Annotated in this window: 15 protein-coding genes; 10 read left to right on the forward strand and 5 right to left on the reverse strand. The window is 41.6% G+C overall.

Translation table 11 applies throughout. The features are described 5' to 3' along the window. Positions 1 to 26 precede the first annotated feature (26 nt). Positions 27 to 671 carry a 5-bromo-4-chloroindolyl phosphate hydrolysis family protein gene (locus ACZ427_RS03900; protein WP_461179064.1) on the forward strand — a complete coding sequence of 215 codons (645 nt, stop codon included), beginning with the start codon at positions 27 to 29 and terminating at the stop codon, positions 669 to 671. Further along, complete coding sequence (locus ACZ427_RS03905) at positions 668 to 1,822, forward strand: toxic anion resistance protein (RefSeq protein ID WP_461179065.1); 1,155 nt, start codon at positions 668 to 670, stop codon at positions 1,820 to 1,822. Before ACZ427_RS03900 ends, ACZ427_RS03905 begins: the two co-directional genes overlap by 4 nt. A 280-nt stretch (positions 1,823 to 2,102) precedes the next feature. Here ACZ427_RS03905 and coaW read toward each other — a convergent pair whose 3' ends face one another. Next, positions 2,103 to 2,903 (reverse strand): type II pantothenate kinase, encoded by an 801-nt coding sequence (gene coaW, locus ACZ427_RS03910; RefSeq protein ID WP_461179066.1) that lies wholly within the window; start codon positions 2,901 to 2,903, stop codon positions 2,103 to 2,105. A 191-nt stretch (positions 2,904 to 3,094) separates the two neighbouring features. On the opposite strand from coaW, the gene ACZ427_RS03915 reads away from it, so the two are divergent. Then, the gene (locus tag ACZ427_RS03915) at positions 3,095 to 3,937 is read left to right on the forward strand and encodes an HAD family hydrolase (RefSeq protein WP_461179067.1); all 843 of its coding nucleotides are present in this window, start codon (positions 3,095 to 3,097) and stop codon (positions 3,935 to 3,937) included. A 235-nt stretch (positions 3,938 to 4,172) separates the two neighbouring features. Here ACZ427_RS03915 and ACZ427_RS03920 read toward each other — a convergent pair whose 3' ends face one another. After that, positions 4,173 to 5,480 carry an FAD-binding oxidoreductase gene (locus tag ACZ427_RS03920; RefSeq protein WP_461179068.1) on the reverse strand — a complete coding sequence of 436 codons (1,308 nt, stop codon included), beginning with the start codon at positions 5,478 to 5,480 and terminating at the stop codon, positions 4,173 to 4,175. Between the two features lie 107 nt (positions 5,481 to 5,587). Further along, entirely contained in the window at positions 5,588 to 6,967 is a 1,380-nt protein-coding gene (locus tag ACZ427_RS03925; RefSeq protein WP_461179069.1) for a tetratricopeptide repeat protein, read from the reverse strand. A 433-nt stretch (positions 6,968 to 7,400) separates the two neighbouring features. On the opposite strand from ACZ427_RS03925, the gene qoxA reads away from it, so the two are divergent. The 5 genes from qoxA to ACZ427_RS03950 are packed head-to-tail and all read left to right on the forward strand — an operon-like array spanning position 7,401 to position 11,521. Then, positions 7,401 to 8,339 carry a cytochrome aa3 quinol oxidase subunit II gene (qoxA, locus tag ACZ427_RS03930; protein ID WP_461179070.1) on the forward strand — a complete coding sequence of 313 codons (939 nt, stop codon included), beginning with the start codon at positions 7,401 to 7,403 and terminating at the stop codon, positions 8,337 to 8,339. 24 nt (positions 8,340 to 8,363) lie between these two features. Then, on the forward strand, positions 8,364 to 10,310 hold the full coding sequence (gene qoxB / locus ACZ427_RS03935) for a cytochrome aa3 quinol oxidase subunit I (RefSeq protein WP_461179071.1): 1,947 nt from the start codon (positions 8,364 to 8,366) through the stop codon (positions 10,308 to 10,310). Further along, complete coding sequence (gene qoxC / locus ACZ427_RS03940) at positions 10,303 to 10,908, forward strand: cytochrome aa3 quinol oxidase subunit III (RefSeq protein WP_461179072.1); 606 nt, start codon at positions 10,303 to 10,305, stop codon at positions 10,906 to 10,908. Before qoxB ends, qoxC begins: the two co-directional genes overlap by 8 nt. Before the next feature lies 1 nt (position 10,909). Then, the gene (gene qoxD, locus ACZ427_RS03945) at positions 10,910 to 11,269 is read left to right on the forward strand and encodes a cytochrome aa3 quinol oxidase subunit IV (protein WP_461179073.1); all 360 of its coding nucleotides are present in this window, start codon (positions 10,910 to 10,912) and stop codon (positions 11,267 to 11,269) included. A gap of 30 nt (positions 11,270 to 11,299) precedes the next feature. Continuing rightward, positions 11,300 to 11,521, forward strand: a complete 222-nt coding sequence (locus ACZ427_RS03950) for a hypothetical protein (RefSeq protein WP_464883529.1) — start codon at positions 11,300 to 11,302, stop codon at positions 11,519 to 11,521. Between the two features lie 68 nt (positions 11,522 to 11,589). Here the strand turns inward: ACZ427_RS03950 and ACZ427_RS03955 are convergent, their stop codons facing one another. Together ACZ427_RS03955 and ACZ427_RS03960 are read right to left on the reverse strand one after the other, a co-directional pair. Next, positions 11,590 to 11,862, reverse strand: coding sequence for a hypothetical protein (locus tag ACZ427_RS03955; protein WP_461179075.1), 273 nt, complete (start codon positions 11,860 to 11,862; stop codon positions 11,590 to 11,592). Between the two features lie 227 nt (positions 11,863 to 12,089). After that, positions 12,090 to 13,247 carry a glycerate kinase family protein gene (locus tag ACZ427_RS03960; protein WP_461179076.1) on the reverse strand — a complete coding sequence of 386 codons (1,158 nt, stop codon included), beginning with the start codon at positions 13,245 to 13,247 and terminating at the stop codon, positions 12,090 to 12,092. Positions 13,248 to 13,389: 142 nt separating this feature from the next. Between ACZ427_RS03960 and ACZ427_RS03965 the strand changes: the two genes are divergently transcribed. Beyond that, positions 13,390 to 14,487 carry a CdaR family transcriptional regulator gene (locus tag ACZ427_RS03965; RefSeq protein ID WP_461179077.1) on the forward strand — a complete coding sequence of 366 codons (1,098 nt, stop codon included), beginning with the start codon at positions 13,390 to 13,392 and terminating at the stop codon, positions 14,485 to 14,487. A gap of 56 nt (positions 14,488 to 14,543) precedes the next feature. Beyond that, a complete protein-coding gene (locus ACZ427_RS03970) occupies positions 14,544 to 15,287 on the forward strand; it encodes a sulfite exporter TauE/SafE family protein (RefSeq protein WP_461179078.1) in 744 nt (247 codons plus the stop codon). The last annotated feature ends 127 nt before the right edge of the window (positions 15,288 to 15,414 follow it).

Below are 15,414 nucleotides of genomic sequence, written 5' to 3' on the forward strand. Positions count from 1 at the left end.
TAACTGTGAAATAGGAGCTGGAATCAATGAGAGCTTTTCTACAATTTATCGCACGTTTCATGGCAGGTTCTTCTGCCGCCGTCCTGACATGGCTGATCAGTTTTTTTGCTTTTGAGCAATCCTTTTTGCTTGCAGGACTATATGGCTTACTGGGCGGAGGTACGGTATATTTTTCCAACAAGCAGATCACACATTACCGTTATCTGAGAAGTATTGGCCTGAGTCGAAGAGAATACAACTATATTGAACAAAACCTGAAAGAAGCAAAACAGAAAATCACACGACTGCAGCGGGCATTGAGGAGTGTTGGCAGCGGTTCGCAGCGAAAGCAGAACATCGCGATTATGCTCACCGTCCGCAAAATTTATTCAAATACAAAAAAAGAGCCGAAACGCTTCTATCAAGCGGAATCGTTTTATTATAAACATCTCGATTCCCTTGTGGCATTAGCCGAAAAATATGCCTATTTAAACGCACAGCCATCAAAAACGAAGGAAATGGCTGAATCACTAAGGGATACCCGCCATACCATCATGATTATGGAGACAACGGTGAAGAAAGATTTATATACCATGCTGAATGATGATTTTGATACATTGGATTTTGAATTGGATGTGGCCAGAAAGTCGATAGGCAGCGTAAATAAAAGTCATGGGAGGGCATTGAAATGAACGAACAACATCAATCTGACGAAATAGATGATTTACTAATGAATCCGTTCGGCACAGACAAAACCGCAGAAAAACCGACTGAAGTAGAGCAGAAAGGGGACAAGCCCAACCGCCTGATTGATGTATTACCGGAAGAAAAAAAGGAAAAGGCACACCAACTGGCGAAACAGATTGACCCGAATAATCATCAGGCGATTACCCAGTATGGAACCGAAGCACAGTCAAAACTTCTCAATTTTTCCCATTCCATGCTGGAGCATGTCCAAAGTAATGAGGTTGGAGAAATCGGTCATATTCTTGATGACCTGATGAAAAGGTTACAGCAGGTAAATCCGGATGATTTGCAGCCACAGAAGCGGGGATTATTCTCCCGTATGTTTGGAAAAATTTCTAGCTCTGTTAATGAAATTCTTTCAAAATACCAGAAAACCGGTGCCCAAATTGAGCGGATCAGTGTGAAGCTCGATCACCATAAAAGCACACTCACAAAAGATAATGACATGCTGCAACAAGTCTTTGATAAGAATAGAGATTACTTCGATGCATTGAATATTTATATTGCTGCAGGTGAAATAAAGCTGGAAGAATTGGAAACCAAATTGATTCCCGAGCTGAAGCAAAAAGCAGATGTGAGTAAAAACCAAATGGATGTGCAAGAGGTAAATGACATGATGCAGTTTGCAGAGAGACTTGAGAAACGTATGCATGATTTGAAACTAAGCAGGCAAATCACAACCCAAAGTGCTCCACAAATTCGACTGATCCAAAATACAAATCAGGCATTGGTTGAAAAAATCCAATCATCCATTTTGACTGCCATTCCACTTTGGAAAAATCAAATCGCAATTGCACTCACACTTATCCGCCAGCGTCATGCAGTCGAAGCACAGAAACAAGTGTCCAACACTACGAATGAGCTGTTGGAACGAAATTCAGAAATGCTGAAAGTTAATTCTATTGAGACAGCAAAAGAAAACGAACGTGGCCTTGTCGATATTGAAACACTGAAGAAAACACAGGAAAACCTGATGTCGACCATTGAAGAAACCATTCATATTCAAACAGAAGGCCGGGAAAAACGTCACCAGGCCGAGAAGGAAATGATTACAATGGAAAACGAACTGAAGAACAAGCTGCTTGAGTTGAAATAAATTTTGATACGTATCTAAAAACAGCAAAAGCCGTCGCTTACCTCATAAGCGACGGCTTTTTCAATGATAATTATTTCTTCTTAAACTTGCTCCCACTGCTTTTTACTCTTAGTTTTCCCATTCGATCAGATGTCTGCGATAATTAGAATCGTATGAAGCTATTGAGAGGAGGTGGAAGAAAGTAGAATCGAGCGAGACGCATAACCGAACAGCCGCCATGCCGAACCAAGCGAACACGATCCTAATTCAAACGCGGCACTTTACGACGATTCAATTCATCTTACAAAGTAAAAGCACCAATTGCTCCAGCATAGGCGCCTCTATCCAGAAAAACCGGCTCGTATGGCAGCATTTCCCGATATCCGCCCAACACATCCTTCAGTGGCCTGTTACCGTTGAGTGTACTGCCTATGAAAACAATTTTGCCAACATTATGAGCGGCAGCCGCTTGTCCGGCAAGCAAAATGATGGATTCACCTATTAATTGGATTAGACTTGACATATGGTCGGTTTCATTGGCATTATTTTCCCTATGAGCTTTTCCAAAGTTTGCTGCAGTTAAATCACCTGAAAGCGGTGGCTTACCGGGTGCATAGATATCTTTGACCAATAGATCACTATTTGCCCGGTTGCCTTTACCAGCCAGTTCAACAAGCTCCAGAAAATTATTCTTTCCACAGATCAGTGTTCCAAGTCCCATCAGCGTACCACCGCCGATTCCGCTTCCAAATAGCCGAACATGGGATTCCTGTGTTACATGAAAGATAGAAGTTCCTGTGCCAATACTTACCAATATAAATTCCTTATCCAGCACACTTTTTTCTTGTTGCAGTAAAAAGCGCGTTCCTTCAGCGGTTGCTTCAAACTCATCAACGTGAAACGTCTTTTGCTGAACGGTGCGCTCTAAATAAGCACTTTTTCCACCTGTCAAATGTAAGAGAGCGCCTGGAGATACAATTCGTAACCAATCCATAAGCTGATCCATTTTATCACTGGGAAATGTTTTTACATGGATTTTCCCACGTTCTTCATAAGCAATTTTCGTCAGCGAACCGCCGGCATCAATTCCTATATTTCTCATCGTACATCCACCGCCATTCATTGAGATTCATTTTCTTAATTAAAGGATATGTGGTGTAGTAAAATTATTCAAATGATGGGCTTCCCTGAGACATAATTGTGCTGTGTCAACTTCATTTACGATTATGTGGTAAAATTATATATTAGGAAGTTTTATCACCAGAATTTTATCGAAAACAGGGAGGAAGCACATTGAAATTCATAGCAATTGACATGGATGGAACATTACTTTCAGAAGATATTTCCATCAGTGAGGCAAATAAAAAAGCAATCCATGAGGCACAACGAAGGGGGCATGTTGTCGCTATTTCTTCCGGGCGTTCGCTCCATGACACGGATCAGCTTTTAAAAGATGCAAATCTCAAGTGCCCGATTATTACCGGAAATGGCGGACTTGCTTTCAACAATGGAGAGGTTTTAGAGCATCATATTTTACATACCGACCTTATATCTGAGCTAATCGAAACAATTGAAGATAGCGATGTCTATTATGAAATTTATACGAATAATGGTGTGTTAATCAAAGAAGAAGGGAAAAGCCTGCTGCACAATGAGTTAAAGCAGCTTGAGGATCAGACGAATCTAGAATGGGCAAAGAATATCATTGCGATTCAATACAAGCAGCATCGACTTATACCAGTCCCGGACTACAGCACCATCGATTTCTCGGAAAAAGGTGTCTATAAAATTTTTATTCTGTCATTTGATGAGGAAAAGCTGGCAAAACTAAGGGAAACGTTAGAAGGAAGAGAAGATATTGCAATTACAACTTCAGGTGAGCAAAAACTGGAAATTTCACATAATAAAGCAAGCAAGGGAAATGCCATGAAGTTTCTAGCAGAGCACTTTAATATTCCGTTCGGGGAGACGGTTGCCATAGGCGATAATTTCAATGACATTTCCATGTTCGAAGCAGCAAGCATAAGTATTGCCATGGAAAATGCTAAAGATGCTGTGAAAGGCCAGGCCGATCATGTGACGAAGAATCATAATGAGGATGGAGTGGCGTATGCTTTTTGGCAGTGGATTTTGTAGACGGGTCAGCAGGTGCCACGAATGCAGAACATGTTGATCTGAGCGCAGGATTCTAAACCATGACCGCAGGACCTCCTGATCTGAGTGCAGGAGCAAAGTCTATGAACGCAGAATACTCAGGTCCGAGCGCAGGACTAAAGCGCATGACCGCAGAACATCCTGGCCTGAGCACCGGACCCAAACTGCAATCGCAGCATCCCCGGCCCGAGCGCAGAAACCATCCCAATCCTCACAACTAAATAAATATCTTTCCAGGATTCAATATTCCTTGTGGATCAAACAGCTGCTTGATTTCTTTCATCAGATGAAGCGCCTCACCGTGCTCCATCTCCTGGAATTTTTGTTTCCCTAATCCGACACCATGTTCACCTGTGCATGTACCGCCGACAGCAATTGCGTGATGGGCAAGTGCTTCATTGATATTTTCCGCCTTTTGCTGTTCTTCTTGATTTGTCGGGTCAAAAACAAGCAGTGTATGAAAATTGCCATCACCAATATGTCCAAAGACGCCGCCTTTTAAGTTATTTTTCTCCATAAGGTCGCGGGCAAGAACGACAAGTTCAGGAATCTGGGATATTGGTACACAGACATCACCGCCGATTGCCTTTTTACCTTTCCTGTGTCGAAATGCATAAGACATCTCCTGTCTTGCTTTCCAGAGTTCAGCACGCTGGTTGGAATCCATTGACGCTTCCCAGTTTTTGCAATTAAGGTCATACATGAATTCTCTGACTAATTCCACTTGTTCATTCACTGCAGTCTTAGAATCCGCAAATTCCAAGAATAAGGAATGTTCTACAGGGAAGCTATAGCCGCCATATGCATTAACTTCCTTAATGGTAATTGCATCCACGAGTTCCATTCGCATTACTGGGATGCCACTTTCTAATATCGTTTTGGCAGCAACTGCGCATTCCCTGGCAGTGGAGAAGGTACACCTTGCTGCAATTGCTTCTTCTGGTATCCCTTGCAGTTTTAACGTAATTTCAGTCACCAGGCCGAGCGTTCCTTCTGACCCGGCAATGAGCTCTGTTAAACGATAGCCGGATGATGATTTTCTGGCTTTTGAACCTGTTCGGATGACAGATCCGTTTGCTAAAACGACCTCCAAATTCAAAAGTTGAGCACTTATTGAGCCATATCTTACAGCAGTCGTTCCACTGGCATTAGTTGCGACCATCCCCCCAATGCTGGCATCAGCACCTGGATCAATGGGAAACATAAGCCCATGTTTATTGACAATCTGATTCAGCTGAAGACGGGTAATGCCTGGTTGAACGGTAATTAGCAAATCTTCCGGGGAAAATTCCACAACATTGTTCATATTTTCGAAATTAACAACAATTCCTTTTTGAACAGGGATTGCCTGTCCTTCCAATCCGGATCCAGCACCATATGCGGTGACTGGAATGCTGTATTTGCGGGCAATTTCCAATATACTTTCCACATCCGATCGGTTTTCTGGAAAGCAGACGATATCAGGTTCAACCGATTGGTGAAAGGATTCATCCTGGCTGTGTCGAAATAGCTCTGTCTCATTCACACTGGATTTATCTGCACCAAGACAATGGATTAATTCGTTGATAAAAATCGTGGCTTCCCCCTTTAATCAATTTTGTAAACAGTTTAACATATCCGGTATGGTGGTGATCATCGCTGCATTTGCATCAACAACTCCCGATATACTGAAGCTTCCTCAGCATTGCCGATTTCCTGATAGACTTTTGATAAGTAATTGACCGGTTTGGGATCTTCGGGGTAAAGTTCCATATCCCACTTAAAACAGTCAATTGATTTTTCAAATTGATGGAAATAGACGTATAATTCGCCTAAATCGAATTGGCGGTCAGGGTCTTCGGATAAGGTTTGCATTTTTTTCAATTTCTGTTCAATTGGAAGGTGGTAGTTTTCATTGCGAAAAGGAGTCAGCCAATCAATGATGTCGTCTAAATCATAATCCTGTAAAAACGTGGAGACGAATGGACGAATCAGTCTTTCCATTGTATGGGGATGATGATTGCCTAATTTTAGCAAACGCTGATTGGAGGTCTTGAAAAAAGATGATAGCAGGCTGCAGTCAGCTTGTTCGAAGCTCGTAATAATGCTTGTTAATTGCTCTTCTTTTGGTTGGATATTTGTCGTCATTATGAATTCGGTAATCTCATTTGGATTTCCAGTTGCAAGCAGTCGACTGATCAATTTTTCCGTAACAACCGGACTATTCCTTGTTTGATTCAATTCCTGTAGTAAAACGAGCTGCTCCTCTTCAGAAAAACCCTCGTTCATTTTCTGGATTGCTTCGAAATTCTTCTCTGTAAAGTAATGGTTGAGCAAGCTGATTCTTACCGCAAGTTCATCGATGCTGCGATGTTCATCTTTATACAATGAAAGGAGCAAGGCAGGAAATGCGTCATCGTCTAAATGCTCAAAGCATACCGATTCAAATTGAATGGGGTCTTTTTCAGCCATTTTTTCTATGGTTTCATAAACGGATTCGTAACGCTGAAATTGCAGGTTATTAATCATATCCAATGCAAAGGAATTCCCGCTATCATAGTCTATATGAATTTTTAATACTTGGTAGGCTTTAAAGGATTGACCGTTACGCTGGTAGTGGTAAAACATTTCTTTGAGCAGTTTATGAATGGTGTCTGGCGATGTGAAGGAGTCAACGTACGTGGTAATCAGGGCAGATTCAATGTGGGTATAGGTGTTTTGAACATGTTTAAAAAATTGATCGAATGGAAGGAATGGTAACGCTTTTTGTTGACGGATTAATTGGCCGGTCAGTGGATGTGAACCGTTAAAATGAATGCCATGCTTACAGGCGCGGTGAACATGGGATCCGATTTGAATCTGGTCTGTTTTTATCCCATTCAAGAAGTTATCCTTATAAAAAAATAAGTAGTAATGCTCTGTGTTTTCGTCGGTTGCTTCGATGATTTTGCTTTGTTTATAGATGACCAGCTTCTGGGCGGTTAGGGTATGTTTCTTTTTACTAATTAGAACCTTTAGTTGGTTGGTATTCATCGAGAATTCCCCCTTCGTTTATTTCATTCTATCATATAAGTTTTACGATTATTACTATTTGCTATTAGAAAACGAAGGAAAACAATACAAATTAGATAGAATGATGTGCCTCAAGGAAGAACCGACTTTCTCCCGTCCCACTTTGTCGTATTATGCTAATAGTTGCTTTGAGAAACTGAGCAATATTCGATAAATATTTCCCGGGTAATAAAAGGGGCCTGTCCCCCGGTACGCTAAAGTGCTAAAGCGGTGGGGGACAGGCCCCTAAAAAATTTGAACATTTTATCACAAAAATAACCCATAAAAGTGAAAATTATATAAAAAGATTGTGGAAGCCTCCGATAATTCTGCTTCATTTGTTAACATTTCGGGTAATAGGTATAAATAGCAAAATAATAAAGCAGTTAATTTTGTCAATGCAGGAGTGTTTCTAATGAAGAAAAAACGACATTCTTTTAAAAAATGGTTCGCCTTGCTGCTGCTTGGCTTCGTTGTCTTTTTGAGTGGTTGTGGCGAATTGGCTGTGCTTGACCCGAAAGGTCCTGTTGCACAGAGCCAGAAAGATTTGATTTTATATTCCCTTATTTTTATGTTTGGGATTATCTTCGTTGTATTTGTCCTGTTTGGTTTTATGATATTTAAATATCGGGACAACAAACCAAACCGGAAAGAGAGTGACTATAATCCAAATCTGAATGGGAATATCAAGATTGAAATTATTTGGACGGTCATTCCGTTGATAATTGTAACAGCGTTATCGATTCCAACAGTGGGAACACTATTCGACCTGGAGGAACCACCGGAATCCAGTGCTGACAAAGAACCACTGGTAGTCTACGCGACATCGGCAGACTGGAAATGGATTTTCAGTTATCCAGAGCAGGGAATTGAAACGGTGAACTATCTGCATATTCCGACAGATAGAGCAATTGAATTCCGTCTGTCTTCTGCTGATTCGATGGCATCTTTCTGGGTACCGCAGCTCGGTGGTCAGAAGTATAACATGGCTGGTATGGAAAATACACTTTACCTGCAGGCGGATGAGACGGGGGTCTTTGACGGACGAAATGCCAACTTCACTGGAGAAGGTTTCACCGGGCAGACCTTTGATGTACATGCTCAAGAGGAAGAGGAGTTCAACGATTGGGTGGAGGTGACGCAGAATCAGGCTCCCGAATTAACACAGCAGGAATATGATGAGTTGCTTAAGCCAGGTTTACTTGATGAGATGGCGTTCTCTTCCACACACCTGGAATTTGTTGATCATGGAAGTAATGATGGCCGGGATTATGCAGTAGAAAGACATCGAGAGTTATACGGAGAACAGTTACATCTGGAAAATGACGCCAGTTGGCGTGAAGAGAACGAATAGTAAGTTGAAAGCAGGTGAGGAAACATGCAATTGGATGAATTTTTTGTTACCGGCGAACCGCTGATATATGCAGGAATGGTTGCCATCGTACTTGTATCATCAGCCATTATCTTTCTTTTGACCTATTTTAAAAAATGGAAATGGTTGTGGAAGGAATGGCTGACAACGGTCGACCATAAAAAAATTGGTATTATGTATATATTAAGTGCTCTTGTGATGCTGTTCCGTGCAGGGGCAGACGCGCTAATGATGCGGACACAGTTGGCTTTTCCAACAATGAATTTTTTAAATGCCCAACATTATGATGAAATTTTTACAACACACGGTACAATTATGATTATATTCATGGCAATGCCGTTTTTAATCGGATTGATGAACATTGTTGTACCACTACAGATTGGAGCGCGTGATTTTGCTTTTCCGTTTGTTAATGCGCTCAGTTTTTGGTCCTTTTTCTTTGGTGCGATGCTGTTTAATATTTCCTTTGTAATAGGTGGAGCACCGGATGCTGGTTGGACCAACTATGCTCCGCTTGCCGGATCCGCATTGAGTCCCGGGCCGGGAATTAATTTTTACCTGCTCGGTGTGCAATTATCGGGAATCGGGACACTGGCTACAGGGATTAATCTGATGGTAACAATTTTAAGAATGCGGGCACCTGGCATGACATTATTTAAAATGCCAATATTCACATGGTCCACGTTAATTACATCCTTTATTATCATTTTTGCATTCCCTATCTTAACGGTTGCGCTGGCGTTGTTCACGATTGATCGTATTTTTGGGTCTCAGTTCTTTACACTGACCGGAGAAGGGCTACCGATGATGTGGGCAAATCTGTTCTGGATGTGGGGCCATCCGGAGGTTTACATTGTTATCTTACCAGCTTTTGGTATCTTTTCGGAAATTATTGCGACCTTCGCACGAAAACAGCTATTCGGCTATACTGCGATGGTCTGGGCGATTATTATCATTGCTGGATTGAGTTTCGTTGTGTGGGTACACCACTTCTTTACCATGGGTGCAGGCGCATTCGTAAACTCTGTATTTTCGATTACAACGATGATGATTGCCGTGCCGACAGGGGTGAAAATCTTCAATTGGCTGGCGACGCTGTATAAGTCACGGATTGTGACAACAGTGCCAATGTTGTGGTCTCTGGCATTTATACCAAGTTTCACGATCGGCGGGGTCACCGGGGTTATGCTCGGGATGGCAGCAACAGATTACCAGTATCATAACACATACTTCCTTATCTCCCATTTCCATTATGTGTTGATCCCGGGTACCGTTTTTGCTTGTTTTGCCGGCCTTGTCTACTGGTATCCGAAAATGTTTGGACATAAATTAAATGAACGGATCGGTAAATGGAGCTTTTGGTTATTCCTGATCGGTTTCCATGTTTGTTTCTTCCCGCAATACTTTTTGGGACTGGACGGCATGGCAAGAAGGATTTTTACCATTGTTCCGGAATGGATGCCGCTAAATCTGATTTCAACGATTGGCGGATTTACGATGGGGCTGGCTTTTGCTATCTTCGTCTACGGTATTTATTACAGTTACCGGTACAGTGAACGCGAAACCAGTGGAGACGGCTGGAGCTACGGAAGGACACTTGAATGGGCGACACCAACACCAATACCGAAATATAATTTTGCTACCATTCCGCATGTGTCCACACACGATGCCTTGATTGATATGAAGGAAAGAGGAGAGACGACCTTTGATGAAGAGAAGGTAGAGCCGATTCATATGCCGAGTAATACTGGACAACCGTTTATTATGATGTCTATCCTGTTCTTTGCCGGTTTTGCCCTGGTTTTTGAGTGGATTACACTTGCAGTTATCGGTCTTATCGGTGTGCTTATTATGATGGGGATTCGTTCATTTGATTATGATGAAGGCTATCATATCGGTGTAGAGGAAATTAAGCGAACAGAAAGAGCGGCAAGGGGGTTATCAGATGAGTGAAAATGAATTAAATCCAGTCCCTTTAGAATACAGGTCAAATGAGGGGCAGACGAACATCGTTGGTTTCTGGATTTTCCTTGCTGCAGAGATATCATTATTTGCGACGTTGTTTGCAACATATGCCGTGCTATTTGGCAGAACTGCCGATGCACCGGGTCCAGGAGAATTGTTTCAGCCGGGAATCGTACTTGTGATGACTTTTCTCCTCTTAACGAGCAGTTTCACTTGTGGAATCGCTATTCACAATATGCGGGAGAACAAGGTGAAAAGACTGATTACCTGGCTGATCATCACCCTATTGCTTGGTCTTACGTTTCTGGGCTTTGAGATTTATGAATTTGTCCATTATGTGAGTAAAGGGGCAACATTGCCTTCAAGCGCATACTGGTCTGCATTTTATATCCTGGCAGGTACACATGGTGTCCACGTGGCACTTGGTACCGGCTGGATGATTCTTCTCTTAATTCAGCTTAAACAGCGGGGAATAACTTCGGTCACCAGCAGGAAAGTTTTTATTATCGGGTTATACTGGCACTTTCTTGATGTTATCTGGATTTTCATATTTACCAGTGTTTATTTGATTGGGATGGTGATATAATATGGCAAAACAATCCAGAAAATACCCTGTAAAACACATTATCGGATTTATTGTATCGATTGTATTAACAATCGTAGCAGCATGGACGGCACTTGGATCGGATTTGCCAGTGCTGTGGATCATCGTAGCAATTATGGCTCTGGCAGTGATTCAGGCAGGTATCCAGCTGTTCATGTTCATGCATATCATTGAATCTGGTGTCACCAATACGCCATGGAATATGATGTTCCACGCTTTTGTTGTAGCAAGTATAGTTGTTGCAGGCTCACTGTTTACGATGTCATTTGGTTTTACACATGACCATGATGAAGAAGGCGATCATCAGCAAATGGAGCAACATGAAGATCATGGCGGTCATTAATCTATTTAAATGAAAGGAATTGTGGTGGGTATGGAGAACAGTCGAGATACAAATAGACAGAAAACAGTAACCCTACAATGGAAGCCGCTTGTCGGTTTTACCCTTTGCATTGTGCTAACTGCAATTGCATTTTGGGCAGCATTATACGCTGACTATTCACCGAAAATTATATTCCTGATGATTGCAGTCTTCGCTTTTATCCAGGCTGTTCTGCAGCTGTTTCAAATAGAGTTATTGGAAAATGACAAATAACAAGCAAAACAAAACAGAAAACACCCCGCTTTTCTTTGGAAATAGAGAAGCGGGGTGTTTCGTTTCATTTACTGCAGTTTTTTTCTTCTGTATGACATGAATTTGACTTCGTATATGATAAACATAATCCAGGCGACTTCAGCAACAATGAGACTCAAGTAAAACATAATCCATGAGATGGAGAAAGGGGCGGGAGGTGTCTGAAACATAACTGCGAAAAAGTAGAGCCACATCCCTACCAACAGTATAGATTGGATGACAGCATATAATTTCTTGTTTAATCGCAGGAACAAAAATGGTGTCAATGTCGCAAGCACCATAAACATAATGGTGACACCCATTTAAATCATCTCCTTATTGAGGTGAATTCATGAAAAGGCTTACTTTGATTCATTATAACAGGAAAATCCCAGATTTGTCACAAATATGACACAAATTTTCCGCTTTTTAAAAAGGCTTATGCTAAATACTATATGTAATATTTTCCCGACCCGAGCGCATTTATAAACATAATGACTGGGAAACTGCCCCACCACACTAAATCATTAGCGTGATGGGAACAGCTCCCCTAAATTCGACTGCCTGTTTCTTTTGCATTAAGGTAGAAAAAAGATCTGACAATCTGCTCCGTACTTAATTCCATCAATTCCCCAGCATTCTCGATCGCTTCCTGCAGGGACATTGGTCTGTTTATCATGCTGTTTACACTTACAACACCAAAATCATAGAGCACCTCAATTCCTTCACCAACAGACCCAGCGATAATAATCGTTGGAACACCATGTTTTTTAGCTGCCTGGGCAACTCCCAACGGTGTTTTTCCGGAAGCTGTCTGACTGTCAACCTGTCCTTCCCCTGTAATAACGAGATCTGCGTCTTTCAGTTTTTCATCCAACTGAATAAAATCAAGGACGACATCAATACCACGTTTCATCTCTCCTGGAAAAAACGCCTGAAATGCACCACCTATCCCACCGGCAGCACCAGCCCCAGGCATATCATACAGCTTCATCCCGGTAACCTTTGAAACCTTATCTGCAAAATGGGTGAGATGCTGATCCAGCAAAACCACATCTTCTGGTGTCGCCCCTTTTTGCGGACCGAAAACCGCTGACGCCCCATTTGGGCCAGTCAATGGATTCTCTACATCAGAAGCAATTAAAAAATTACTTTTGCTGATTCGTTCGTCAATTTTGCGGGAGTCTATCGAATTAATTTCACCTAGTTCTCCACCGCCATAACCGATTTCATTTCCCTTCTCATCCAATAGGTGAACCCCCAGTGCTTGCAGCATTCCTGCACCACCGTCATTGGTAGCCGATCCTCCCAGTCCAATAATAAAGGAAGTAAATCCGTCATCAAGCGCCTGTCGAATGAGCTCACCACTGCCGAATGTAGTAGCATGAAGCGGTGCCAATTTACCTTTAGGGATTAGATCCAGTCCGGAAGCTGATGCTATTTCTATCACACAGGTTTCACCTTCTCCCAATATGCCATAAGCTGCTTCTACGGGATCTCCCAACGGTCCAGTAACCGAAACTGTTTTTGTGCTCCCATTCGTTGCTGCAACCAGTGTTTCCATTGTTCCCTCGCCGCCATCGCCAACAGGAAGAAGGATTGTTTCCGCATCCGGATAGCAGTTCTTAACTCCCTGGTTTATCGATTCTGCAGCCTCCACTGCGGTCAAGCTTCCTTTGAATGAATCTGGTGCTATAATTATTTTCATAAAATCCTCCCTTGAGAACGCGATTAATAAACTTTATTTAAATTATAAGAATCTTGACGAAATAAGTCTATAGCTATACCATATGAAAATAGAATGATATTATCTTTTATTTTTGTATGTTTTAACTAAAGGGGAAAGATAGATGGATATCTTAACAGAAAAAATTGCAACAGAGATTGTACATGAGACTTCTGCGAGGCTCCACAGCAACGTGAATATCATGAACCGGAATGGCGTTATTATAGCGACACAGGATACATCAAGGATTGGATCGATTCACGAAGGTGCAGTAGAGGTACTTCAAACCGGTGAAACCCTGATTATCCAGGTTAATGAAAAGAAAACATGGGGAGGAACACAACCCGGTGTAAATCTGCCAATTATCTTCCAGGATCAAATTATTGGTGTCATTGGTATTACCGGCGATCCGGATGAAATGGAAAATATTGGTGAATTGGTTAAAATGACGACAGAATTGATGATTAAGCAGGAGTTCATGGCCTCACAACTGGAATGGAAGCAACGGACGAAAGAAATGATCATTGAGCAATTACTTAAAACCGACCCTTCTGTAACAAGTATTGACAGGGGGATGAGCAGCCTCGGTGCAAAGCTTGCACCACCGTTTACAACAATAATTATCCAGTTAACTGAGCGTAAAATCCTTAACCAGACATTTATACAAAAAATGGAAGAGGCAGTTGGTAAGGAACATTCTATTGTAGGATTTATCAACGTGAACAGGGTGTTTATCGCTATACACAGTTTGGAAGAGAAAGAAATCGATCAGAAAATAGCGTATGTCTACAAAGCGTTAAAAAAAATGAATGCCGTGTTCCGAATGGCATACAGCCTACCTTTTTATACGCTGAAAAAATTCAGCCAATCATACAGAGACTGTGAAATCACATTGAAAATAAGTGACCCATCAAAAGAGTTGGTTTCTTTTGCCCAGATTGAAGTGAAAGCACTAATCTATCAGGTTGATGAGGCGATAACCGAAAGATTTGCTCGTCGGGTGCTTAGAAGTTTTGATGAAAATAAAAAGCTATCATTGACTGCCTTTTTCACCAATAATCTTAATATCCAGAAAGCTGCGGAAAGCTTGTTTGTACATCGGAACACATTGATCTACCGATTGAATAAGATTACCGAAGAGACAGGTTATGATCCGAGAAACTTCAGAGATGCATTAATATTGCAGATGGCAATTTGGGGTTTTGAGAGGGGATCAGCGTAATGAATGTGTAGATAATATGTTGTTAACAGCTGAAAATAATAGATAGGAGAATACATATGTTTGAATTAACACTGATGGAATGGCTCATCGTCATTCTCTGTGCAGTCTTCATCGGCTTTTCAAAATCTGGTCTCCCAAATATGATCATACTTGTCGTAACAATACTCATGTTTGTGTTCCCGGCAAGAGAATCTGTTGGAATACTGCTGCCGATGCTGATGGTTGGGGATTTATTTGCGGTGGCTTACTATCGCAGAAATGTTATCTGGAGACACCTGATATCACTGATTCCTTGGGTGCTGCTTGGAATCCTTGCCGGCTATTTTGTATTGGCACAGGTGGATAGTGATCAATTGAAACCGATGATTGGAATAATCGTGCTTGCTATGATTGCATTGCATGTATTCCGTGAAAAATTTGGAGTACGGTTTAATGAACTTTTGCCAACATCCTTATGGTTCACTGCCTTAATGGGAATATTAGGTGGTTTTACCACAATGGTAGGGAACGCTGCAGGTGGAGTGATGGCTATTTATCTCCTGGTGAAAGGACTTCCGAAAAAAGAATTTGTTGGTACATCCGCATGGTTTTTCCTGACCGTGAATCTGATTAAGTTTCCATTTTACCTACAGTTGGGGTTAATAAACCAGACTTCATTGACATTTAATGCTACTCTGGTTCCGGCGATTATTATTGGGGCGCTGATTGGCATAAGAATCCTGCCTCATATTCCACAAAAAGTTTTTCAATGGCTGGTTCTTGGACTCGCGACAATTGGCGGCATCAATCTCTTATTCTAGCTACTCCTATTCTTGTGTTTTATAAGATTGGTAACTTTTTAACAATAAAAGAAAAGCTACAGTGATCCAGGTTCATACAACAACAGTTAATACAAAAAAGGCTCTTCGATAAGCATAAAGAAGGACT

It is taken from the genome of Virgibacillus ainsalahensis (assembly GCF_055380755.1).